This is a genomic window from Nitrospira sp., from assembly GCA_016788885.1.
GTDB lineage: Bacteria > Nitrospirota > Nitrospiria > Nitrospirales > Nitrospiraceae > Nitrospira_A.
Map to the genome: position 1 here is coordinate 1 of JAEURX010000023.1, position 22,570 is coordinate 22,570.

The following is a 22,570-nucleotide window of genomic DNA, read 5'->3' on the forward strand; positions in this document are numbered from 1 at the left end:
TTTGCGTAGTTCCATGCGTAGAGATCTAGGGCGACCCGAGGACCTGTTGAACGACGCACTCGACCATACGTTGTTGCCTGAGCAAGTGGGAGCAAGGTAGGCCCTTGGCGAGGCGCTGTCAAGTCCGTTCTGGTCGGGCTAGGGAGAGGCGGGACCTTCGCGCTCGTCGGAATCGGTGGCGGTCACACAGACGGTGACCTCCTGCTCCGATTGGTCACGCAGCGGAATCATGACGACTTGGGATACAGCCGCTCCGCCGGTCTTTCCAGACGCGGGGACGACCTTACCGATGACCGGGCCATCCCCGGCGTTGTAGTAAATGGTGGTATAGGCAAGGTTGGTCAAGGGTTTGCCGTCGGTGCCGGTCGTGGGTTCGGTGTAGGCGACGGTGATAGTCGAATGTGGCGGCTTCACGCGGACTTTCGTGGTGGTTCCGCATTTGGTCCAGGCGCTTGAGTAGGGGGGCGCGATGGTTCCTTCCAGAAAACTCGCCCCGCAGCCGGCCAGTGAGAGGAAGGCCGGGAGCAGACCCGCGATCAAAACCGTTCGGAGGCGAGTGGAGCGTAGAACCATATTCCTACTTTAGGCCAATTCAATAGGCTCCGCAAGCAGTAGGAGCCCATTCCGAGTGAGCATCTGGGATCATCGGTCATCAGGTGGCTTCTCATTGACTTGCCGTTTGAAAAGCCAAAACCCGCTATGGTACAGTTCTGATCTTTCAGTTGCCTCGCAGATTGCCTCTCTGGTCCCATCGTCTAGCTTGGCCTAGGACGGAGCCCTCTCAAGGCTCAGACACGGGTTCAAATCCCGTTGGGACCACCAACCATTCCCCTGATCTTCCGATAAGTTGGCGACCTTCCTGATTTCTGGCTCAGGAGTGGTTTGCCTCTCATAGGACAATCCATAGGATAAAACAGGCTTTGTATACGTAGTTTCTAGCTGCGCCCAGCGGGTGAGGGCCTGCCGGTCCCGAGGCCGTAGAGCTTTTTTTGTACGATCTCCTGGAACATGTGGTGATCCAGCGAGAGGTCCGCCTCCAAGCGTTTCAGCTTGGTGTTTTCTTGCGGAACTGCCGGAATTCTCGCAGTTCGCTGAGGCCCACCTCGCCCCAGACTTCCAGGACCGTCGTTTCACTCTCGGCCTGGCGCAAGGTGGCCGGTATCTGCTCTTTCGTATGCCCACGCCGTCGTGTCATCGTCGGGTCCTCCTTGGGGTGAAGAAGACCACGCCGCCGACCGTTTCCTCAAGTCACCTGTGGCCTACGTTTCGGATTTTCGGTCACTGGCTCCCAGGTCGGGGCATACCGCCGGATGACGGTACGTAGCGACGCATCGGCTGCTTCCGCGCGAGGAGGGTCCGGAGGTCGGACATGCAACGAAGGGCAGAGGCGACGGGCGAAGCTGAGCGGCATGCCGACGTGGCCCCCTTCTTTGATGCGAAGCGCAACGGTGTCGCCCGTTCCCATCATGCTGCGAGGGACCTCGACTTGCTCCGCCTGGAGGATGAGCTCGATGGGATCCTCGGCGGCCACAATTCCGACGAGTGGCACGAAGGAGAGCGACCCCAAGGACTGCAGGACGACTTCGACGACACCGGGAATTCTCCGCGCGCCGGATTCAAACCGAACGATGGCCAGACGCTTCCGTTTGAGCTGGTCGGCCAAGGCGTGCTGAGTCAATCCTAAGGACAAGCGGGCATGCGTGAATTCTTCAGGAGTCATGTATCCATCGGATACATTGTCGGCGCGGATCTGTCACGATGCGGTGTTGTGGTAGGCTGAGCGCATGGGGGCCGGCATCGTCGGGATCGACCAGGAGAAGGCCAGGCCCTATCCTTCATCGAACGAGTAGCGAGTGACGGCGCAGGCCAGTAGTTTGGCGCGGCTCTTTGCGCTTCTCTCTCACCGGCCTCGTGCGTTGAACGTCCATGCGTGATTCTCGAACCGCGCCGCAGTTGAGACATCGCAGGATGGTCAACTCGCCTTCCAGCCCCAAATATTGATCTCTGACCAGTAGTCCGGCACAGCGCACACAGGGCATGACGGCCTCCTTCATGACGAGAGGGGATAGTCTAGTGGCGCGGCGTTATCCAAAGTTGTGCCTGGTGTTACGAAATAGAAAACTCTTCATCGGAGGTCTGTCCCGTTCATGACCTCCTGATATGGCGGAGTGCGTGGTGTGTTCAGTAAGAAAGGGGTGCTTCAATTGACAGGAGGAAAAAGGCGGCTAAGGTAGGGATGGTTGTGCACGAGCACCATCCGGCATGACTCGCGAGGAGGCGACAAGCGAGAACAGGAGGACGATCACATGAAGGGACGATGGCTCATCGCATGTGCGGGCATTCTGGTCGGGCTTCACGGTGGCACGGCCTTCGCCGTGAATCCGGATAACGGTCCCGGATGCGGACTGGGGAAACTGGCCTGGTCTGATTACAAGACGCCGAAGAACATTGCGCCGCAGGTCATGATGGCGACCACTAATGCCACATTCGGTAGCCAGACGTTCGGGATCAGCTTTGGGACGTCCGGCTGCACCAACGACGGCAAGGTCATGGCTGGGCAGCAGACGAATCTGTTCGTTGCGAGCACCTTTGATACGCTGTCTGAAGATATGGCGCGGGGCGGCGGGGAGCATCTTGCGGCCTTGGCCACGTTACTGGGTATCCCGGCCGAGCAGCACCCGGCCTTTTTCGCCATGACGCAGCAACAATATCAGGTGCTGGTTCACGCCGGTGAGACGTCGTCCGTGGCGGTGGTCAAGGCGCTTCAGGATGCTGTGAGTGGCCGCGCAATGGTCGCCCAGATTCCCGATCGACCGTGATTGCCTGCTGATCTCTCCTTGTTTCCGCCTAGAGTGTCATAGTCCTGGTGGGCCTGACCTATGTCGTCAGGTCCGCCAGGGTGTTCTCCCTCACCCTGTCGGATTCGGCCCTGCCCCCTTGCGTTCTGTTCCTCGCGATTCTGTTCCGGAAACGTTCTCCGTGTCTCTTGTGAGGCGTTGGCTTGAAGCCTCTAGGCCGAGGGTAGGATAATGACGGCCCTGTGACGACACAGCCCTCACACAGACTGTTGCTGTTCGCAATTGGTGCCTTTGGCATTGGTCTGTATACCCTCGATTTGTATCTCCCGCTGGGAATCGGCAACGGAGTGCTCTATGGAGGACTCGTGGTGCTGTCCCTGGCGTTTCCGGATCGTACGACTCCGATTCTTGTCGCCAGCACCTGCTCGGTATTGGCTCTATCGGATGTGTTTCTGGGTGTCACCTTTCCCAATGTGCCGCTCTGGATGGGGCTGAGCAATCGTCTGTTCAGTCTGACGGCGATCTGGTTTCCGGTGATCTATGCGTTCCAGCGTCGAAAAATCGAGGAAGCGCTACGCAGCGCCCATGATGAACTGGAAGTGCGTGTGGGCGAACGGACGCGTGAATTGGCATTGGTGAACCAGGCGCTCGTCGAAGAGATCGGCGAACGCATGGAGACGGAGCGGTCCCTCCGAGAAAGCGAGTCCTCCTTGAAAGTGAGTCAGGAGGAGTTGCAGCACAGTCGAGAAGAACTCCGGGCGCTGGCCGGACAACTGTTGACGGCACAGGAGGGGGAGCGCCGCCGTATTGCGCGGGATTTGCATGACGATGTGAACCAACGGTTGGCCATGTTAGCCATGGACCTTCGGCGGATTGAGAAAGGGGAGGTGGGTGACCGGGCTGCCATTGAGGGACTGGTACGATCGATCACCCGTCGCCTGACCACGGTTTCGGATGATGTCCGCCAGATGGCCTACCGGTTCCATCCATCTATTCTGGACGACTTAGGGCTTGTCAAAGCGGTGCGCCGGCTGGTGGATGATTTTTCTGCAACGACCATGATTGAGGCGGTGTATGTCTATCATGATCCCGTGAGTCCGGTGCCGACCGAATTGGCCACTTGCGTGTACCGGATTGCGCAAGAAGGCTTAAATAACGTTGCCCGCCATGCGCAGGCCACGGAAGTGGAAGTCGAGTTGATCTGTGACGACGAGGTCATTACGCTTTCGATTCGAGACAACGGCGTTGGGTTTGACTCGCAGCAGGCGTCGCAGAGCCTGGGGCGGTTAGGGTTGCTAAGTATGAAAGAGCGGGTGCGATTAGTGCGAGGCACATTGACAGTGTCAACGGCCCCCGGCTGCGGCACCCATCTTGAAATCTGTGTCCCGCTTCCAGGTGGCGCGCATGCCTAAGCCGCGAGTACTGTTGGCCGACGACCATTCCTTGGTGCTGGAGGGGTTTCGTCGCATTCTCGATGACCAATGCGAGTTGGTGGGGATGGTTGAGGACGGCCGCGCATTGCTGGAAGTGGCAGCCCGAGTCCATCCTGACATCGTCATTCTTGACGTGTCGATGCCGTTGTTGAATGGCATCGATGCCGCCACGCAGCTGAAGAAGACACATCCCTCAATCAAAGTCATTTTTGTCACGATGCATGCCGACACCGACTATGTTCGGTCAGCATTTGAGGCTGGGGCCTCGGGGTATTTGTTAAAGCGATCGGCGGTCGATGAATTAGAGCACGCGATTCGGGCGGTGTGGGCCGGGCATACCTATATCACGCCCTTGATTGCCAAGGATTTGCTCGACGTGTTGCTCACCAGGGGACCAGGACCGGGGCGGCAGAAGACAGCTCTCACCTTTCGTCAGCGTGAAGTGCTGCAGTTGTTGGCTGAGGGGCGAACGGCCAAAGACATTGCCCTCCGGCTCAAGATTTCCACGCGGACCGTCGAGTTTCATAAGGCCCAGCTCATGGAGCACCTGAATCTCCATACGACGGCTGAATTGATTAAGTATGCGTTAACACACGGATTCATTGCTTCTTCGTAGCTCATTCTGATACTTGTCCAGGGCCATCGTCTCTTCCGCGACCTCGTAATCTTCTCTCCCAAACTATCGGGCTTTACGAGTTCCCTGCTCCGGCAGGGTGCACTACAACCAATCGGCGCGCTTCCAGCGCCATCGCAAGAGATTATCAGTGCATGCCAGACGACAAGGGACGTGGCCATGAGCCGGAGTGATTGTCTGATTGCCTTGTTCGGCCGCCCGGTGTGGTTACGCTGCAAGCTCTGCCAACGGGTGAATCCTGCTACGACGGAAGAGTCTTTCCGAGCGTGCTGGATGGAGGAGCGTGCGGCGATGGAACAGCACCACGTCAGTCCTGCAGATCTATGGTGGTTTCAGACGGTCTGTGAACATTGCCAGCGTCCGGGCAAGGAGTCGAATTCTCTCCGATAGTGTGATCTCGCCGCTCTCGCGAGAGTGCGTGTTAAGTACGAAAGTGCACTCGAGCGCCGGTCTCAGTTGGCGATTCGGTAATTTCACAACAGTGTGACGAAGCTGACCTCGACGACTCACCCTCGCGCAGAACTCCTCGCTATCGGGCCGAATCATTCGCGACAGGGAAGGTGTTTCCCGACGACGCGTGGACGTGTTAGTTCCCTAAGCGGGATGCGTCCGGCCGATTGCTGCAAGTCTCCGGTAGGCATTACCTGCCGGCCCACAGTTCCGAACGTCGGACGTTCATCAAGGTGCGGGCGTCACGGGCGTGCGAGACCCTAGAGAAGATCGCATCGCAGGATGTTCTGATGCTTCTCGAACATCTCCGGTTCACCACCGAGTGGGTGGTGTCTCGTGAGCAGCCCAAGGATGTGGATGCCCGTTTCGATCTCCAGGACTTTATTTCGCTGAATCATCTGGTCGAAGAGATGTATCAGCGCACTGCGGCGATCGAGAAATGTGAGGCCCAGGTAGGGGTTTCAGTATGGGCCTGGTTTTTGGCGAAGTGGTCCACGTCCTGTCAGGGCGTGCAATCGCAGTCGCTCCCTGCCGCAGCACGGGTGCTGTGTACGGCCGTGGTAGCCATATCTTGCCGGAACGAGGCATGCCGAAACCTCGAGAACGATCTTTCTTCCTCGCCGATGGTTCTGGTAGAAGTCTGACATGCTAAGTCTCATTGCATTGGGTGCCGTCGCCGGACTGATTCCCGTCTATCTCGGCATTCTCTCGGCCCTGTTTCTAGGAAAGGTGATGCCGCGCACCTGGGAGGGTGGGCTCATCGGGGTTGCCAACGGAGTATTGGTCTATCTCTTTTTCGATCTCATGCATGAAGCGACCGAGCAGACCGGCGCGCGCGATCCCGTCTCATGGTTGGTGTTTCTGGGGAGCCTCGGGATCAGCTTCGTCGGCTTGGTTGCGCTGGAGTCCAGCCAGGTGTTCGGGGCTCGTGCGGGAAGCCGGTGGTTGTCGCTCCCGACGATGATCGCGGTCGGGATGGGATTGCACAATCTCGGGGAAGGCCTGGCAATCGGCGCCAGTTACGCCAGCGGTGAATATACACTCAGCCTCCTGCTCGTTGCCGGGTTTGGCTTGCACAACGGGACCGAGGGATTCGGGATCGTCGGCGCGGCCGGGAAGCAGCCGATGTCGGGGCGGGATGTGTTGCTGTTGGGGCTGATCGCCGGCCTCCCGACCTGCGTCGGGACCTTTCTCAGTGGGCAGGGAGTGTCTTCTTATTTCTCCATCTGCTTTTATTCGCTGGCAGCCGGTTCGTTGTTGTACGTGGTGTTGTCGCTGACGGCGATGTCCTACACCGCGACGCGTCGGGTGCAGGTGGCCGCGGGCATGTTCGCGGGAATTGCGATCATGTATCTCACGGCCATGCTGCTCACGTTGGTCAGCGGCGTTCGCAGCTGACGAGGACGACGCTCCTTCCGGTCGGCCATTCAATTGACCCCGCGACAGTCGGTTGTGTATAAATCGGTTGTGTATAAAATGGCCTGATTCATTCATGGTCGATTGTTGTCGGGAGGCGTGCATCATGGCAGGACGGGAATTTCACGACGGTGCCAGCGATGGCTTAGAGGCACTGGAGCCTCTGGATCCCGAGAAAATCCACTCGTGTTCTGAATTACTCGAAGCGATGCGGAAGACCGCGTTCGGTGGCCGTCGCCTGGGCGAAGCCTACGAGACGCTTGCGGCAATGATCGACGATCCCGACTGCAAAGTCGTGTTGACGTTGTCCGGCGCCATGACGATCGCCAAGATGGGCAAAATCATCAGCACCATGATCGATCACGGAATGGTGCAGGCCATCGTGTCGACCGGCGCGCTGGTGGCGCATGGGTTGAGCGAGTCGGTCGGCAAGCTGCATTACCGGCATGAGCCCTCCCACAGTGACGAGGAATTGTTCCAGAAGGGCTACAATCGCGTGTATGACACGCTTGAGATGGAATCAAATCTCAACTATGTCGAGCACGTCGTATCCCAGACCTTGAAGCGTCTCAATACGGATCAGCCCCTGTCGTCGCACCTATTGACCCGCGAACTCGGCAAGACATTGGCGGAAGAGTTTGAGGGGGCCGGCATTCTCAAGAGCGCCTATCTGAAAAACGTCCCGGTCTATATCCCGGCCTTTACCGATTCCGAAATGGGGCTGGATGTCGGGACGTGGGCGATGGGCAAAAAAATCGATTTTACCCGCAGCCAAATCAAGGACGGGGGCGACGTCGCGGTTTTGCGCGCGCTGCACGAGGTCTACCCGGTCTTCAATCCGTACCTCGATCTCAATCACTACGCAGAAGAAATGTTGGGTTCGTCACGGCTCGGGATTTTCACCATCGGCGGCGGGGTTCCCAGAAATTGGGCGCAGCAGGTCGCTCCGTACATCGAGATCAGCAACACCCGCTTGGGACTCAACGTGCAACCGCCGCGGTTTCACTACGGTGTCAGGATCTGCCCTGAGCCTGACTATTGGGGCGGCTTGAGCGGCTGTACGTACCAGGAGGGCATTTCCTGGGGTAAGTTCGTGCCGCCGGCCGAAGGGGGTCGGTTTGCCGAGGTGCTCAGTGACGCGACCATGGTCTGGCCGCTGCTCATGGTGGGACTGCTGGAACGTCGTCGCGCGAAGAGTGCCGTGTCATGACCCGCGTAGGCACATGGATACGCAGGGGCGGCGCGTCATTGGCCCTGCTTCTGCTGATGGCCGGCGGGGTTTTGGCGGCCAGCTCGCCGGTGGTGGATAACCGGATGCGCGGCAAGATGGACGCCCCCCTGACCCTGATCGAGTATTCGGATTTCACCTGCGGGTACTGCCTCAAGTTTTTCAAAGAAACCTGGCCCAAGATTCAGGCGCGGTACGTCGAGACCGGCAAAGTGCGGTTCCTCTATAAAGACTATCCCCGCGCAGACCAGGGGCCCGGCGTGACAGCGGCTCTGGCGGCCCGCTGTGCGGGAGACCAGGGGACGTACTGGCCCATGCATGACCGCTTGTTTGCCGCCGACGGACGACTGGACGTGGATAGTTACTCCCAGCATGCCAAGGCCATCGGCCTCGACCAGGCGCAGTTCCGGCAATGCCTCCGCGATGCTCCACACATGAAAGCCATTTTTCAAGACCGGGACGAAGCCAACGCCTGGGGGTTTCATGGTACGCCCGGTTTTATTTTGATGCGGACGACGCAGCAGCCGACGGCCAAGAATCCGGCGCTCGCCATTCCGGGTGCCTTCCCGTTCGAAGCGTTCGAGGAGGAAATTGAGAAGCTCCTCGTATCGCAAGGAGAGAAGTCGAAGTAGGGCCTTGTCAGGCGCGAGCCCGCAGGGGGCTGTCTCGCGGCGAGAATGATCGTTTAGCCAGGAAAGAGGGAACTGCACTATGGGGTCGAAACAAGCCTTTTGGTCTGTGCCTGCCAAAGACGGGGAGCCGGATTTGTGGGTGTGCATGTCCTGTTTGAGTGAGGTGTTCTGCCGGAAGGTTCCCATGCCGGCCTGTCCGACCTGTCACGGGGTCTCGACCTATGAAGCGTTTGCCCTGTCGGCGGTGCAGGATTGGGGCACCGAAGAATTGATCGCAAAAGCAGTCACCGCTCAGCAGGCGGAAGAAGCTGCGAGTGCTGCGGCTGCTGCCACGCCCCCGGTGGAGTCAGTGCCGTAGCGAGTCCCCTCTCCTGGAGTTGGTCCGTTGGAAAATGGACGTCCCTTTCTAATCGGCGGCCGGTGGTCTCAGTCCACTACCGCTGTTCCTGTACGCAATCCCTACACCGGCGAGACGATTGCCCATGTCTGTCAGGCTGGTCCGGCTGAAGCGGAACTGGCCATGCAGTCTGCGGTCGACGGTGCGGCAGCCATGCGCCGGTTGTCGGGCTATGCGCGATCGACCCTGTTGCAGAAGGCTGCCCAATCCTTGCAGGTGCGTCAGGAAGAGTTCGCTCGTATGATGATGGCCGAGTCTGGCAAACCCGTCACCGATGCGCGGCGGGAGGTCGGGCGCGCCATTCAGACGTTTGCGATTGCCGCAGAGGAGGCCAAACGGATCGGCGGCGAGGTGGTGCCGCTCGATTGGTCGCCTGGCATGGAGACCTACTGGGGGGTGACCAGGCGGTTTCCGATCGGTCCGATCCTCGGCATTACGCCCTTCAATTTTCCCCTCAATCTCGTCGTCCACAAAGTGGCGCCCGCCCTGGCCGCGGGCAATTCCATTCTGATCAAACCGGCCCCTCAGACTCCGCTGACGTCGTTGTTGTTAGGCGACCTGCTGTTGCAGGCGGGCGTGCCTCCGGGAGGGCTCAATGTGCTGCCGTGCGACAACCAGGTTGCGGAACGGTTGGTGATCGATCCTCGATTCAAGTTGCTGAGTTTTACCGGAAGCGCACCCGTTGGATGGATGTTGAAGGCCAAGTGCGGCAAGAAGAAGGTGGTGTTGGAACTGGGCGGCAATGCGGCTGTGATCATTGAGCCGGATGCAGATCTGGACTATGCGGTGCATCGGTGTGTTACCGGCGGATTTACCTATGCCGGTCAAACCTGCATTTCAGTCCAGCGGATTTTCGTGCATGAGTCGGTGGCCGCGGCATTCACCGAGAGCCTGGTGGCTCGTGTCCAGGCATTGGCCAGTGGAGATCCGGGCGACGAGACCACGGTGGTGGGGCCGTTGATCGATGCGGGGGCGGCACAGCGGGTTGAGGGGTGGATAGGAGAGGCCGTCGCCCAGGGAGCGCGTCTGCTGGCCGGCGGGTCACGGGTGGGTTCGGTGGTGCGTCCGACGGTGTTGTCCCAGGTGACCGCGACGATGAAAGTGAGCTGCCAGGAGGTGTTCGGCCCGTTGGTGACGATCACACCGTATCGTGAGTTTGAGGCAGCATTGCGAGCAGTGAATGAGTCGGACTATGGGCTGCAGGCCGGCATTTTTACCAATAACATCGGGCGTATTTTCCAAGCCTTCGAGCAGTTGGAGGTCGGCGGGGTGCTGGTGAATGAAATTCCCACCTTCCGCGCTGACCACATGCCCTACGGCGGCGTCAAGGATTCCGGAATCGGCCGTGAAGGGCTCCGCTACGCGATCGAGGACATGACCGAGCCAAAATTATTGGTCATGAATCTTCGCCGACCGTGAAGGCGCAGGCCGAGCGACAAAAAAACCCGGTCGCCGTATTGCGGATGCGCGGCAAACTTGATACAACGATCGCGCGTATCGCCCCGTGATTGCGTGCGTGGCGTCAGGCTTTCGACAAGATTCGAACACTCAGCGCGGAGTGATTTCGACGCAGGATGGAGAGGGAGAGCGACATGGTACCCACACACATGTTTTTGACGAGGGGCGTCGGAGTGCACAAGGAAAAGTTGGCTGCGTTCGAGCAGGCCTTGCGGAGCGCCGGCGTGGCCTACTGTAACCTCGTCAGCGTCTCGTCGATTCTTCCCCCCAATTGCAAAATCCTTCCTCGGAAGCGTGGCGAGAAATTGCTCAATCCGGGTGAAATCACATTTTGTGTCATGGCCCGGTCCGAGACGAACGAACGGAACCGGCTAATCTCCGCCTCAATTGGTTTGGCGATTCCGACCGACCGCGATACCTACGGATATCTCTCCGAGCACCATGCGTACGGCGAAACGGATGAAGAATCGGGGGAATACACGGAAGACCTGGCGGCACAGATGCTCGCCACAACCCAGGGGATCGAGTTCGATCCTGATGTGGCGTGGAAAGAACGCGAGCAGGTGTTCAAGATGGGCGGCAAAATCGTCCGAACCCTCAACATCACGCAGTCCGCAGTCGGTCGGCCGAATCGATGGACCTGCGTCATCGCCTTGGCAGTGTTTATCCCCACGGAAAACATTCCCAAGAGTCTTCGGAACAAGGCCTAGCGTCTCCCATGTCGCTCCCGTCCGGGTGGCTTGGGCAAGCCGACAATTTTCTCGGGATCGACGAACCCTGGTGCCATCCTGATCGGGCCGGGGTCTACGTGCTGCCGGCTCCGTACGAACATACGTCGAGTTATATCCTCGGGTCTGACCGAGGCCCCTCCGCCATCATTGAAGCCTCCCAGCAAGTCGAACTGTTCGATGAAACGTTGCGCCAGGAACCCTATCGCGAATGGGGCGGTGTCGCGACGGCGGCAACGTTGAATCTCGACGGGCGTGTCGACGGACAAGCTGTGCAGGCCATTCAGGACTTTGTGCAGCCGCATGTGGGCAGAGGAAAGTTCCTCGTGACGTTGACCGGAGAACATACCGGCGCATTAGGTGCCATTCGTGCCCATGCGCAAAAGTATCCGGGGATGTGTGTGGTGCAGATCGATGCCCATGGCGACCTTCGGCAGGCCTACCAGGACAATCCCTACAGCCATGCCAGCGTGATGGCGCGCGTGGTTCAGGACGGGTTGCCGCTCGTGCAAGTCGGCATCCGGTCGATCAGTCCGGAGGAAATCGAGCTCATCGACAACACGCCTCGGATCAAGACCTTTTTTGCCGCGTCGATTTTGGATCCATCCGGGCCCTATGAAGGACGGGCTGCGCGCTGGATTCCTGAGGTGCTGACCGCGTGCACCGGCCCTGTGTACCTCACCTTCGATTGCGATGGGCTCGATGCCTCGCTTGTGCCGGCGTTGGGAACCCCTGAACCGGGCGGACTGGGGTGGTACGATACGCTCGCGTTGGTGACCGCGTTGGCGAATGGACCGGGGATTGTGGGGATGGACATCAGCGAGATCGCCCCGATCGAGGGATTCGTCGCTCCGCAATTCAGCATCGCCCGGTTGATCTACCGCATGTTGGGACGAATTCGTGCCGGCCGGCGTGTGCACTAGCAACTTCTTGACCATCGTGCAGTGGTGTTCCTGCCGCATTCAACTGGTGGTCCTACGGAGGACCGGCCGTCGTTCGAGCCATGGCTGCCCGGTGAGGTCGAGGACGGGGTTGCCGGCCTATGCGCATCAATAAATTTTTTACCGAGCAGGGACTGTGTTCGCGGAGAGAGGCTGATCGACTGATCGCCGAGGGACGTGTCACCATCAACGGAGTGGTGGCCAAGCTCGGGGATCAGGTGTTGCCGCAGGACCTCGTGGCGCGCGACGGTGTCGTGCTGCAGCGAGGGAATCGTTCCGTCTACATCAAATATCACAAACCTGTCGGGGTGACGACCACCACGGAATTGCACATTCCGCGAAATATCATCTCCGAGATCCGGCACCCTGAACGCATTTTTCCCATCGGCCGGCTCGATAAAGATTCGTCCGGTCTCATCCTGCTGACCAACGATGGCGATATTGTGAATGAGATCCTACGGGTCGAGCATGGGCATGAACGGGAATATCGAGTCGAAGTGGATCGGGAGTTCGATGAGACGTTTCTCGCCCGCATGGGCGAGGGCGTGGTCATTTTGGGTGCACGCACACGTCCCTGCACGACGACGCGCCTCGGGCCCCGCCGATTTCGGATCATCCTGACGGAAGGACGCAACCGTCAGATCCGGCGTATGTGCCAGGCGCTCGGGTATCGAGTCGTCTCGTTGCATCGTGTGCGCATCATGCACATCACCGTGGAGGGGCTGCATGCGGGGCAGTGGACAGATCTGAGTGCGGAGGAGCGTGAGCGACTCTTTCAGGCGCTTGGCCGATCGGACGAGTCGGCGCAGTAACCGGCGTGTGCCGTGCGTGTTCAGTCGGCGCGGAGGGCCGGGTTCGAGCCCTCGCCGGGCAGGCCAAGGGGTGCACCGGAATGCGTGGTCTCGCCGGGTCGAGCGGAGGGCAGCGGCGGTGCCGTCGGTGTCCGGCTAAGAAACAGATTTAACAACGCAATAAAGAAGCTCCCGCCCACGATCCAATAACTCGTGGATACAATGGTTTTGGTTCCTGCCTCGCGCATGTCTTTGGCGACATCCGCCACGGTTTCGAGCAGCCGATCCAGGGCTAGGCTCACTTGCATCACCTTCGGTCCGCCGTTGTCGGCGGCATGGATTTCGGCTTTGCGCCGGAGTTCCGCCGCTTCGGCCACCGATCCTGCCCGCCACTCCTGAGACAGCAGATCGACTGTTTTGCTGGCCACGTGGAAGTATTGGTCAAGGCTTTCGCGAACCGCTTGAATATCCTTTTCTTCGCTCCGTCCGCTTCTCGACACGCGCAGACCGGCTGCGGCGTATCGATCCACTGCATGCTGGATTCGCGCCCGTTGTGCCGGCAGGGATTCCGTGATCCGTTCGAAGGTGTTCTGGTTTTCCGCCTCCAACGATCGAATGATCGTGTTGCGATAGCGGATGACATCGGCGGAGATATGCGCGAGATCCGCCGCACCCAGCGTGTACTCGGTGTACATGATGCGGAGGTCCTGATCGATACGGCTGAGTGCCTGGCCGCTCACCCATCCCAATCCCGCGATCAGGATGCTGATGATCAGTTGATTGGTTCCGGGAAACGTGAACCTGAGGCGAGATGCCAGTGACACGAGCGTCCTCTTCGTCAACCGGAGGCGGTGATGAGCTTCAGGAACCCTTGCGCGTAGTCTAGCAGATCGTGTCCCAGGAAAGAAGTCGAGGTGGATTTCCTGGACGCGGCGGTCAGTCGAGCACGACACGCCGTTCGACCAACTGGCTGACTTCCGGGTCGTTGGAGACGAACACCACCGACCAGGGTTCCTCTTTGGAACACAGGCGGCGCAACAGCGTCAGTCGCAGTGCCGGCTCGATGTTGTGGAGGCTGCCGTTGAAGATCAAGAGTTGCGGCCGGGTGACGATCATGCGTGCCAGGAGAATGCGCAGGACCTGACTACGCGTCAGGTTGGAGCCGTTCCCGTGCACCAGCGTTTCCAAGCCCTGGGGGAACGCATCGATTTCCTCTTCGAGTTCCGTAAAGCGAAGCGCCCAGCTCAGATCTTCGAACTGAATTGACGGACGCTGGAGCGTCACATTTTCTTCCAGGGTACCGTCGAACAGGGTGGGATGGGAGTCCAGCATGAGACCGCGACAGCGATTCACATAGGTGAGGGAGACATCGCGAAGATCGATGTCATTGTAGCGGATGACCCCCTCGGTGGGATGGTACAGACCGGCAAGAAGCAGTGCGAGTGACGTCTTGCTCCGACTGGTGCCGGAAAGCACGCTGATCTTTTCCCCTGGCAGGACTTCCAGGCTGAAATGGTTGAAGAGCAGCTGTCCGTCCGGCGCGGCGAAGGAAACGTCTTTGCAGGTAAGGCGAACCCCATGCTCGCAGGGGTCGGGCAGCCACGAGGCGATCGGCCCGGACACCTCTTCTTTCGGCATGTCGAACAGCGTGGAGAGTTCCTGGAGCGAGGTGGCGACATAGATAGCCGCGTACATACGCCGAGCGACAGTGTCGAGGTTCAGCAGCAGGGTGCCGACAATGACTTCTGCAGCGACGAATTGGCCCAGGGTAATATCGCCGACCGACAGCAGCCAGCCGCCCAAGCCGATCATGCCGCTGTGCGCAAAGGCTTGAAACACTACCGTGCTCTGATACTGGGCGCCGCTCAGAATATCCGATCGCGTCTTTCGTGCCAGCACATAGGCTTGAACGAGGGTATCGGTTTTCTTGAGGAGGAGCGGCAAGCTGTCTGTGGATTTGAAATGGAGCCGGTTGATGCCGATGTCCTGCAGCCAGTGAAAGGTTTTGTAGTGTAGTTGCGAGACCCGTTGGGTAATCCGCAGCCCGCCACGCCCGAAAAACGTCAGCAGAAACGCACATCCGGTGATCAGCAGGATGTTGTAGCCGAGAAAATAGGGATGATACATGACCAGGATCGTCATGCCGATCATGCCCGAGACCGAGACATTGACGAAGTCGATCAACATCGCAACCAGCGCGCGCGGGAGCAATTCCGCCTCGATGAAGGTGTTGGTGTGTTCGGGGAGAAACACGTTCTCACGAAAACGCGGGAGGGCTTCGGTAAAGGCGATGGCCAGGCGAGTGTAGATGCGCTGCACCAGAACTTCCACCGCTCGTCCCTGCAGAACGCGGAATGTGCCCATGAGCAGCAGGGCTCCCAACATCGTCGCGACCAGCGTGACGATCATAATCGGTTGGATGGCGAAGGCGAAGGTGTTCACCAACTCTTGCACCGTGAGCGGCACGATGAGCGCGAAGAGGCCGATCGCGACCGCGTACGAGACGACGATGGCGAGAATGCGGCGTTCGAGTCCGATCAGGAGATTGAAGCGCGCGAGGATCGTCCACGCGGAGGGTGTTGAGATGGTCAGCTGGGAGGCGTTGTCATTCACGCGATGGCTCGTCTGGAGCGACTGTGGGCGCAGTGTGGGCGATTGCTCAATTGCTGTCAAGGCTGCGGGGGGACGCGGAGCGTGCTCGCGGGAGCGCCGATGGGGGCTGAATCGGCGCAGTGGCTCAATTCAGCATGATTCGCCGGTCGACGTGCGGCGTCAGGTTCGGATCGTTCGAGACGAAAATGACCGACCAGGGTTCTTCCTTGCTGCACAGGCGCCGAAGAATTGTCTCGCGCATGGCGGGGTGCATATTGTGGAGAATCCCTTCGAAGATAAGGAGTTGCGGGTGCCCCAGGATCGCCCGTGCCACCAGAATGCGCACGATATGCGTGGGGGCGAAGATTTTGCCGGCGGATCGTACATGGGTTTTCAGGCCGTGAGGGAGGGCATCGACTTCTTCTTCGAGTTCCGTAAAGCGCAGCGCCCACCGCACGTCGCTGTAGGGGATGTAGTCGCGCCCCAGCACGATGTTCTCCTCGAGCGTGCCCTCGAACAGCGAGAGTTGGGAGTCCAGGATGAATCCTCTGAACCGATTGACGGAGTCCAGGTTGAGGTGGCGCAGGTCGACGCCGTTGTAGCGGATGACGCCGGAGGTCGGGGTCTCAAGCCCGCCCAGGACTCGCGCCAGCGCCGTCTTCGCCATCGTCGTATCCGCGTAGATACCGATCTTTTCCCCCGGTGTGATTTCCAGATTGAAGTTTTCGAAGATCGCCGGACCCCCAGCTGGCGCAAACGTGAGGTCTTTGCTGGTGACGCGAATGCCGTGTACGGTCGGATCCGGCAGGGGAATGGACAGGGTCGCGGCGTCCTGGTCTTTCGGAAGTGAGAAGAGAAAGCCGAGTTCGGTCAATGCGGTGAGGAAGTAGTAGATGTGCCCCATCCGTTTGACGACCCCGTCGAAACTCGAAAGAATGCCGCTCACCACGACCTCGGCGGCGACAAATTGTCCCAACGTCAACTGGCCGATTCCCAGCAACCAGCCGGCGGTCGCGATGAGGCCGCTATGTGCGATGGCTTGCCACCCGAGAGAGCCCAGGTATTGCCGGATCAGAATGCCGAATCTGGTCTTCCGTACGTCCACGTACGTGTCCAGGAGCTGATCGGTCTTCTTGATCAGGAGCGCCTGGCTGTCCGTGGATTTGAGGTGAAGCAGGTTGTAGGCGATTTCCTGGAACCAATGCAGGGTGTCGTATTTGGCGTGAGAGAGGTCAAGGTCAGCCTTGAGCCCGCCGTGACTCATGAGAAAAAACACCACGTTGAACCCGAGCAGCAGGATCGCGTTATACAGCAGGAAATAGGGGTGATAGAACACCAGGATCGTCATACCGACCGCGCCGCCGACGATCACGTTGATCAGGTCGACCAACAGGACCGAGACGGCCCGCTGCATGAGAATGGTTTCCATGAAATAGTTCGCGAAGCGGGGCTTGAAGCCCTGATAGCGCAAGTGCGGGAGTTGCTGGGCCATGGCAATGGCGACCCGAGCAAAAATGCGGCGCTCCAGGACTTCCACCGCATAATATTGGAGGGCCCGGAAGGCCCCGACGAAGAGCAGGCCCGCCACCATGACCGCAGCCAGTGTGACAATGGTGATGGGCTGGAGCGCGAAGGCGAACGTGTTGACGAGTTCTTGGACGGTGAGGGGGACGATCAGTGAGAAGAGCCCGATCGCGATCGAATAGGAAACGATGAGGCCGAGGATCCGTCGTTCGAGGCGGAACAGGAGGCCCAGGTGGCCGACGACCGTTTGAAACATATTGCTTTGGTTGCCGGAATGATCCTGGGCCATCCTGGTACCCCTGCTGCGCCCATCAACCCGCCGGCCTTGCTGTGGCAATGGCCGGATGACGTGGGTGCCGGCGACCTGTCTGCGCAGGCCTACACTTGTTAAAACCTATCAGAGCGCACCGCAAAATACTACTATTTGGAGAAGCTCGCGCCGACCCGATAATTGACTGGCATGGCGGAAGGCTGGCTTCGCGCCCAGGAGCCGGTTGACCATTGATAGAGGGCGAGGGCCTTCTGGTAATCGGCCTTCGCGCGCACCAGTTGCATCTCTGAGTCGACCGAATTGCGTTCACGGAGATTGACGAAGAGCACGCTGGTGGCGCCCAGGCTGAAGCGAAAACGCTCGCCTTCCTCCAGGGTCTTGGCCATGCGGAGCGATTCCGCCGCCGCCGCCACCCGTTCCTTCGCCCGCTCGATCGCCGACAATGCATTGTCGACATCCACGACCACTTGCTGTTCCCGGTATTTTTGCACCAGCACCAGGCGGTCGGCCTGCGCCTGGGCTTCCATCACCTCGCCGCGGCTTCGGCGTTGGAGGATCGGGATGCGTAATTCTGCCCCGAACCGATAACCGAGTCCGAGTACGAACTTTTCAGGGGCGCGTGCCGGTGCCGCTTCCAGGTCGAGACTTGGCAGGAGATTGTTCTTGGCGAGTTCCAGATCGATATTGTTGACCTTGGCTTCGATGTCGACTTCGCGGATTTCGGGGCGATCGCTTTTCGCTTGCAGCTTATCAGCCTTAACGATATCGGCCGTCGGGAGAGCCGCGGGCGGGGGGAAATCCGGGACACGCTCGAGTTGCGGCGTCGTGGGTGTCTGGTTTTCCCAGAGGAACATCGACATCTTATATTGCTCCTGTTCCACGGCCCGCTGCGCGGCGATCGCGACTTCCCGGCGTCGTTGGACTTCCTGTCCCGCTTCAACCACATCAAGGGGCGCCACGGCTCCGGCCTTGGCTCTGCCTTCCACCTGCCGCAACCGTTCCTCGGCGACGCCGAGCGCCCGGCGTTGGACGTCCACAAACTTGGCAGCCGAAACCCAATCCCAGAACTGGGTTGCGGCGGCCAGGAAGAGATCCTGGCGGGTTTGTGAGATCTTCACTTCGGCACGGGGATCCGCCAGTTCCGAGCGCTGCAGTTCGGCATGTTCAGGATTGATCATCAGGCCTTTCAGCAAAGGCAGGAAGCCGCCAAGAATGACCTGCTGGTTGCCATTGCCAAAGGAGAGGTCCGGAATCTTGGCGTCCCCGATGGCCTGTCGAACGCCCGCACTCCCGCGGAATCCCCAAGGGGTTCGGGCTTCAACCAGGGTATCGTTAAATCCCACGCTTTGCGTTTTGGTGGTGCCCTTGTCGACAAACCGCTCGATTTCTGTATCGTTGACCAGAACGGGCTCGAACGCTCCCAGGGCCTTGAGCATTTTCCCACGTGCCGACGTTTTTTCAGTACCCGCCCCCTTCAGCAGAGGATGGGAGCGATCGATCCAAGCATGCACTTCGTTGAGCGAAAGCGGAATGGGCGGAAGGGCTTTGGACTTCGGAGTGTCCTCCGCCGCCGCACTCTTGTCCGGCAGCCCGCAGAGCGCACAGGCTGCAATGACCAGGATCCATGCATAGTTCTTCATGAAACGCACTCCTTTCTGAGATCACAAGACAAAGAATGAGCGACGAAGGATGTCAGCGCTCCGGCATGTGCCGGTGAGGCGGGACCGGTTACTTGGCCCCGCGACCGGCTTTCGGCAGGAGGGTATCGATCAGACTCGGGGGCCGTTCCTGGTAGTCGGGCGGAAAGAGATTGAATCGGCGCCAGAGCTCGTACCACAGCGGGACACGATTGAGAATAACCCATCCCATCGCTTTGGTGCCTTGGCGGACATGTTCTTGCGGAGGCCAGGGCCGTTCTTCAAGATCGGGGACGACCCAGAAGCGGAAATTGCCCTTGCCGTCGTCGACTTGGTCGATGACCTTGATCACCCCGTTGTACGTGCCGGCCATCATTTCCGGCCAGGCCGGCAGGGGAATGGCGGGAATCCCGTAGAACAGAATCTTGACCTTTCGGCCTACATTGAGCAACGGGGCGTCGATGCCGTCGGCCACCATTTCAATGGCCCTGTCCGTGCTATTGGGAGAAATTCTGACGAGTTTTTCTCCGGGCCGCACGGTTTCGCCTGCGCCGGCTTGTGCCATTTTGACTACGGTGCCGTCGATGGGCGAGAGAATGCGGCTGGCCACTCGTCGTTGATTGGCGTTGGAGAGACGCAGAGAAACATCCGCCACTTGATCGGCAGCCCGCGCTGCTTCTCCGATCGAGGCATCTCGGGCCGCTTCGGCGTCAAGAAGTCTCTGAAGCACTTCGGCGTTTACTTGTTCCCGCCCGAAACTCAAGGCTTTCATCCCCTGCTCGGCGGCGGCCAGGTTGGCTTGTGCAGCTTGCAAATCCGCTTTACTGGCGATGGCGGCTTGAATGGTGAGTTCTAATTCGCGCTGCGAGACCAGGCCCTGCTTCGCCAGTTGTTGATGCCGCTCCACATTGAGTTCAGCGGTGGCTACCGCGATCTTCGAGGCTTCGATTTTTTGCCGCGCCTCACGGACTTTGCTTTCGGCTTCAAGCACGCGTGCGCCTGCCGAGGGCACGGCCGCTTTGACGAGGTTTTGCATTTCCTTGATGCGTTTATCGAGCTGATCGGCGCGACTGAGGGCGGCTTTGCGCGTATCTTCCAGCGCCTGCTTGCGCTGTTCGAGCAGATTCAAGAGATCCGGGGCCATGAAATTCGGGTCGTAGTCGTCGAGTTCGAGAATCACGTCGCCCGCTTTGACCCGCACACCTTCGAAGATGTGCCACTTTCTGATGCGACCGGTAATCTGCGCCTCGATGTCTTGCGGGCGCTCAAAGGGGGTATAGGCGGAGAGTTGGCCCGTGACGGTGATGGTTTGAGTCCAGGGGACGAAAGCCACGATCAGCATGAAGAAGCCGACCAGGAGTATGGCCAGCCGGGAGGAAAATCGAAGCCGTTCGGGGATTTGGACCGCTTCCCAGGACTGGAGCTTGGTCGAGGTCGCCAAATCGTCGACGGCCATTTCGTCCAAGCCGGTGCGCTGGGTGACCAGAGAGCGAAATCGCGTCTTGAGCCCTTCACGAATACGCTGCACGTGACGTCTCCAGGGCACGGCCGATCATGAGGAAGCACTGCACTGCTCATATTAGTGGAAGACGAAGGAGTTGGTCAATTCAATGAGGGGTTCTCCCGCGGTTCAGCTTGACCCTCTGGCGTGAGAACGGCTATGGTTCGCCGCATCATTCTTTCCTTCAGCCAGAGGTGTGGGGTCCATGCCGAAGAAGACGAAAGCGAGTCGGGCGTTGGTCGGGGTCTTGGGCGGGAGCACATCGGACTTTCCCATCCTTGAAAAGGCCGTCGCTATGTTGAATGAGCTCGGGATTCCCAATGAGCTGCTCGTGGTGTCGGCTCACCGTACGCCCGATCGCCTCTTTGCGTATGCCGAGCAGGCGGTTGCGCGGGGGATTCAGGTCATCATCGCCGGTGCCGGGGGTGCCGCCCATCTGCCGGGGATGTTAGCGGCGAAAACTTCCTTGCCTGTCATCGGTGTGCCCATTCCGACTGAAAACCTTCGGGGATTGGATTCGCTGCTGTCCATCGTCCAAATGCCGCGAGGCATTCCGGTTGCCACGGTGGCGATCGGTGGGGCCGAAAACGCAGCGATCCTGGCTGCGCAGATCCTGGGGTTACAATCGGCGGCCATCAGACAGCGCGTCGAAGGGTTCCGCACGGCACAAACGCAACGCGTGCTCGACTCTCAAGACGACGCCCGGTTATCTCCACCCTTCGCGATGAAACGAAGCTCCCGGACGAGCCGTCGATCGTGAACCCACTCGTCATCGAGCCTGGCGCGACCTTGGGGGTGCTTGGAGGCGGGCAGCTGGGCGCCATGTTCGCCACCGCAGCTCGCCGGATGGGCTACGTGATTGCCGTGTGGGATCCCGATCCTGAGGCGCCGGCCCACCGGATTGCCGACTATTCCCTCGTTCGCCCCTTCACTGATGCCGACGCACGCGCAGAGTTCACCCAGCGCGTTCGCGCTGTGACGTATGAATGGGAAAATGTGCCGGCCGATCTCTGCGAACAGTTGGAGCGAGACCTGCCGGTTCGACCATCCAGCCGCGTCCTGCGAGTGATTCAGGACCGCATCGAGCAAAAGACGTTTTTGCGTTCTCACGGACTGGCGGTGCCGACATTTTTCGCCATTTCATCGCCGGATGAACTCGGTCGGCAGACCATGCCCCCTTATCCGCTGGTGTGTAAGACGGCCACTGCCGGGTATGACGGCAAGGGTCAATGGAAAATCCTTCGAGCAGAAGATTGTCCGGCGGTGCAGCAAGAGTTGGCCCGGAGCATGAGGCCGGGATCGCGCTGGATTCTCGAGGAGTGGCTTCCCTTTGAGCGCGAAGTGTCGGTGCTGGTCGTGCGGGGAGTGGATGGCGCGTCGCGGACCTATCCGGTCGTTGAAAATGTGCATGAAGGCGGGATTCTTCGCCAGACCACCGTTCCCGCGGATGTGACCGCGTCGGTGGCCGTGCAAGTCGCCACGATGGCAGAAGAAGCGGTACGGACTTTGGATGGTGTCGGGGTCTTTTGCGTGGAATTGTTTCTCATGTCCGATGGCCGCGTGCTCATCAATGAGGTTGCGCCACGCCCCCATAATTCCGGGCACTATTCGTTGGATGCCTGTACGGTGTCGCAATTCGAGCAACAGGTGCGGACGCTGTGCGGGTTGCCGCTCGGGGAAATTCGTCTGCTCAGTCCCGCCGTCATGCTGAACCTCATCGGTGACGAGGTTCGACTCGCCACTGCAGCCCCTGCTGCGCAAGAGTTGCTAGGTGAGCCGGGTGCAGTCGTCCATCTGTATGGAAAACGCGTGATTCGTCCAAAACGGAAAATGGGCCATGTGTCGTTCCTCGCCTCGACTCGAGCGGAAGCGCTGACGAAAGCTGCTTCCTTCCGTGCCAGACTTGCTTTGCCTTCCTGGTAGATCGCCCAACCTCTGAGTTCGCCGATCTGTTGGTGCGCTGATGTCCGTTTCTCTCCGTTCGCGTCGCAGGGCGTCGGGCGGTTGTCCGTTTTTGTGAGACGACCAGAGCCCACCGGCCGTTCATGGCCATCCCTGTTTTCGCTCTCCCTGTAATTGCGATGACTTGCCGAAATGGGAAGACGGTACGGGATTTGCTGCCTTATCGACCGGTCCCAC

At 59.5% G+C, this 22,570-nt stretch carries 21 protein-coding genes, 1 tRNA gene and 1 pseudogene; 15 read left to right on the top strand and 8 right to left on the bottom strand.

The genetic code is table 11. The annotated features are described in order from the left end of the window. Window positions 1-138: 138 nt before the first annotated feature. Window positions 139-573 (bottom strand): hypothetical protein, encoded by a 435-nt coding sequence (locus tag JNL86_06360; protein ID MBL8042525.1) that lies wholly within the window; start codon window positions 571-573, stop codon window positions 139-141. A gap of 171 nt (window positions 574-744) precedes the next feature. On the opposite strand from JNL86_06360, the gene JNL86_06365 reads away from it, so the two are divergent. After that, window positions 745-822: transfer RNA gene (locus tag JNL86_06365), tRNA-Glu, on the top strand. A 223-nt stretch (window positions 823-1,045) separates the two neighbouring features. Here the strand turns inward: JNL86_06365 and JNL86_06370 are convergent. Both JNL86_06370 and JNL86_06375 read right to left on the bottom strand, forming a co-directional pair. Then, the gene (locus JNL86_06370) at window positions 1,046-1,195 is read right to left on the bottom strand and encodes a hypothetical protein (GenBank protein MBL8042526.1); all 150 of its coding nucleotides are present in this window, start codon (window positions 1,193-1,195) and stop codon (window positions 1,046-1,048) included. A gap of 48 nt (window positions 1,196-1,243) precedes the next feature. Continuing rightward, a complete protein-coding gene (locus tag JNL86_06375) occupies window positions 1,244-1,720 on the bottom strand; it encodes a hypothetical protein (protein MBL8042527.1) in 477 nt (158 codons plus the stop codon). Between the two features lie 652 nt (window positions 1,721-2,372). On the opposite strand from JNL86_06375, the pseudogene JNL86_06380 reads away from it, so the two are divergent. From JNL86_06380 to JNL86_06435, 12 genes and pseudogenes are all read left to right on the top strand, one after another. Then, window positions 2,373-2,819, top strand: a pseudogene (locus tag JNL86_06380) (DUF3015 domain-containing protein). 221 nt (window positions 2,820-3,040) lie between these two features. Further along, a complete protein-coding gene (locus JNL86_06385) occupies window positions 3,041-4,210 on the top strand; it encodes a sensor histidine kinase (protein ID MBL8042528.1) in 1,170 nt (389 codons plus the stop codon). Continuing rightward, on the top strand, window positions 4,203-4,847 hold the full coding sequence (locus tag JNL86_06390) for a response regulator transcription factor (GenBank protein ID MBL8042529.1): 645 nt from the start codon (window positions 4,203-4,205) through the stop codon (window positions 4,845-4,847). The genes JNL86_06385 and JNL86_06390 overlap by 8 nt, the downstream gene beginning before the upstream one ends. A 758-nt stretch (window positions 4,848-5,605) precedes the next feature. Next, on the top strand, window positions 5,606-5,959 hold the full coding sequence (locus JNL86_06395; protein MBL8042530.1) for a hypothetical protein: 354 nt from the start codon (window positions 5,606-5,608) through the stop codon (window positions 5,957-5,959). A 1-nt stretch (window position 5,960) separates the two neighbouring features. After that, on the top strand, window positions 5,961-6,713 hold the full coding sequence (locus tag JNL86_06400; GenBank protein MBL8042531.1) for a zinc transporter ZupT: 753 nt from the start codon (window positions 5,961-5,963) through the stop codon (window positions 6,711-6,713). A gap of 124 nt (window positions 6,714-6,837) precedes the next feature. After that, window positions 6,838-7,941 (top strand): deoxyhypusine synthase family protein, encoded by a 1,104-nt coding sequence (locus tag JNL86_06405; GenBank protein ID MBL8042532.1) that lies wholly within the window; start codon window positions 6,838-6,840, stop codon window positions 7,939-7,941. Continuing rightward, complete coding sequence (locus JNL86_06410; GenBank protein MBL8042533.1) at window positions 7,938-8,591, top strand: thioredoxin domain-containing protein; 654 nt, start codon at window positions 7,938-7,940, stop codon at window positions 8,589-8,591. Before JNL86_06405 ends, JNL86_06410 begins: the two co-directional genes overlap by 4 nt. Before the next feature lie 79 nt (window positions 8,592-8,670). Next, window positions 8,671-8,949 carry a hypothetical protein gene (locus JNL86_06415; protein MBL8042534.1) on the top strand — a complete coding sequence of 93 codons (279 nt, stop codon included), beginning with the start codon at window positions 8,671-8,673 and terminating at the stop codon, window positions 8,947-8,949. 27 nt (window positions 8,950-8,976) lie between these two features. Continuing rightward, complete coding sequence (locus JNL86_06420) at window positions 8,977-10,407, top strand: aldehyde dehydrogenase family protein (protein ID MBL8042535.1); 1,431 nt, start codon at window positions 8,977-8,979, stop codon at window positions 10,405-10,407. A 173-nt stretch (window positions 10,408-10,580) separates the two neighbouring features. Further along, window positions 10,581-11,156 (top strand): arginine decarboxylase, pyruvoyl-dependent, encoded by a 576-nt coding sequence (locus tag JNL86_06425; protein ID MBL8042536.1) that lies wholly within the window; start codon window positions 10,581-10,583, stop codon window positions 11,154-11,156. Window positions 11,157-11,164: 8 nt separating this feature from the next. Further along, complete coding sequence (speB, locus tag JNL86_06430; protein ID MBL8042537.1) at window positions 11,165-12,097, top strand: agmatinase; 933 nt, start codon at window positions 11,165-11,167, stop codon at window positions 12,095-12,097. Between the two features lie 119 nt (window positions 12,098-12,216). After that, window positions 12,217-12,927 (top strand): pseudouridine synthase, encoded by a 711-nt coding sequence (locus JNL86_06435; protein ID MBL8042538.1) that lies wholly within the window; start codon window positions 12,217-12,219, stop codon window positions 12,925-12,927. A gap of 20 nt (window positions 12,928-12,947) precedes the next feature. On the opposite strand, the gene JNL86_06440 is transcribed toward JNL86_06435, so the two are convergent. The 5 genes from JNL86_06440 to JNL86_06460 all read right to left on the bottom strand — a co-directional run bounded on the left by JNL86_06440 (window position 12,948) and on the right by JNL86_06460 (window position 20,458). After that, window positions 12,948-13,730: an MCP four helix bundle domain-containing protein gene (locus JNL86_06440; GenBank protein ID MBL8042539.1), complete on the bottom strand. Its 783-nt coding sequence runs from the start codon at window positions 13,728-13,730 to the stop codon at window positions 12,948-12,950. 112 nt (window positions 13,731-13,842) lie between these two features. Next, window positions 13,843-15,519 carry an ABC transporter ATP-binding protein gene (locus JNL86_06445; GenBank protein MBL8042540.1) on the bottom strand — a complete coding sequence of 559 codons (1,677 nt, stop codon included), beginning with the start codon at window positions 15,517-15,519 and terminating at the stop codon, window positions 13,843-13,845. A gap of 124 nt (window positions 15,520-15,643) precedes the next feature. Next, window positions 15,644-17,311 (bottom strand): ABC transporter ATP-binding protein, encoded by a 1,668-nt coding sequence (locus JNL86_06450; GenBank protein MBL8042541.1) that lies wholly within the window; start codon window positions 17,309-17,311, stop codon window positions 15,644-15,646. A gap of 131 nt (window positions 17,312-17,442) precedes the next feature. Next, complete coding sequence (locus JNL86_06455; GenBank protein MBL8042542.1) at window positions 17,443-18,933, bottom strand: TolC family protein; 1,491 nt, start codon at window positions 18,931-18,933, stop codon at window positions 17,443-17,445. Between the two features lie 88 nt (window positions 18,934-19,021). Next, the gene (locus JNL86_06460; GenBank protein ID MBL8042543.1) at window positions 19,022-20,458 is read right to left on the bottom strand and encodes a biotin/lipoyl-binding protein; all 1,437 of its coding nucleotides are present in this window, start codon (window positions 20,456-20,458) and stop codon (window positions 19,022-19,024) included. 178 nt (window positions 20,459-20,636) lie between these two features. Here JNL86_06460 and purE point away from each other — a divergent pair, with 178 nt between their 5' ends. After that, window positions 20,637-21,191, top strand: coding sequence for a 5-(carboxyamino)imidazole ribonucleotide mutase (gene purE / locus JNL86_06465; protein MBL8042544.1), 555 nt, complete (start codon window positions 20,637-20,639; stop codon window positions 21,189-21,191). Further along, a complete protein-coding gene (locus JNL86_06470; GenBank protein ID MBL8042545.1) occupies window positions 21,188-22,354 on the top strand; it encodes a 5-(carboxyamino)imidazole ribonucleotide synthase in 1,167 nt (388 codons plus the stop codon). Before purE ends, JNL86_06470 begins: the two co-directional genes overlap by 4 nt. Window positions 22,355-22,570 lie beyond the last annotated feature (216 nt).

Coding starts and splice junctions, on each gene's coding strand:
- JNL86_06360 (MBL8042525.1), bottom strand. CDS start 573: ATGGTTCTACGCTCCACTCGCCTCCGAACGGTTTTGATCGCGGGTCTG.
- JNL86_06370 (MBL8042526.1), bottom strand. CDS start 1,195: ATGACACGACGGCGTGGGCATACGAAAGAGCAGATACCGGCCACCTTG.
- JNL86_06375 (MBL8042527.1), bottom strand. CDS start 1,720: ATGACTCCTGAAGAATTCACGCATGCCCGCTTGTCCTTAGGATTGACT.
- JNL86_06390 (MBL8042529.1), top strand. CDS start 4,203: ATGCCTAAGCCGCGAGTACTGTTGGCCGACGACCATTCCTTGGTGCTG.
- JNL86_06395 (MBL8042530.1), top strand. CDS start 5,606: ATGCTTCTCGAACATCTCCGGTTCACCACCGAGTGGGTGGTGTCTCGT.
- JNL86_06400 (MBL8042531.1), top strand. CDS start 5,961: ATGCTAAGTCTCATTGCATTGGGTGCCGTCGCCGGACTGATTCCCGTC.
- JNL86_06405 (MBL8042532.1), top strand. CDS start 6,838: ATGGCAGGACGGGAATTTCACGACGGTGCCAGCGATGGCTTAGAGGCA.
- JNL86_06410 (MBL8042533.1), top strand. CDS start 7,938: ATGACCCGCGTAGGCACATGGATACGCAGGGGCGGCGCGTCATTGGCC.
- JNL86_06415 (MBL8042534.1), top strand. CDS start 8,671: ATGGGGTCGAAACAAGCCTTTTGGTCTGTGCCTGCCAAAGACGGGGAG.
- JNL86_06425 (MBL8042536.1), top strand. CDS start 10,581: ATGGTACCCACACACATGTTTTTGACGAGGGGCGTCGGAGTGCACAAG.
- speB (MBL8042537.1), top strand. CDS start 11,165: ATGTCGCTCCCGTCCGGGTGGCTTGGGCAAGCCGACAATTTTCTCGGG.
- JNL86_06435 (MBL8042538.1), top strand. CDS start 12,217: ATGCGCATCAATAAATTTTTTACCGAGCAGGGACTGTGTTCGCGGAGA.
- JNL86_06450 (MBL8042541.1), bottom strand. CDS start 17,311: ATGGCCCAGGATCATTCCGGCAACCAAAGCAATATGTTTCAAACGGTC.
- JNL86_06455 (MBL8042542.1), bottom strand. CDS start 18,933: ATGAAGAACTATGCATGGATCCTGGTCATTGCAGCCTGTGCGCTCTGC.
- purE (MBL8042544.1), top strand. CDS start 20,637: ATGCCGAAGAAGACGAAAGCGAGTCGGGCGTTGGTCGGGGTCTTGGGC.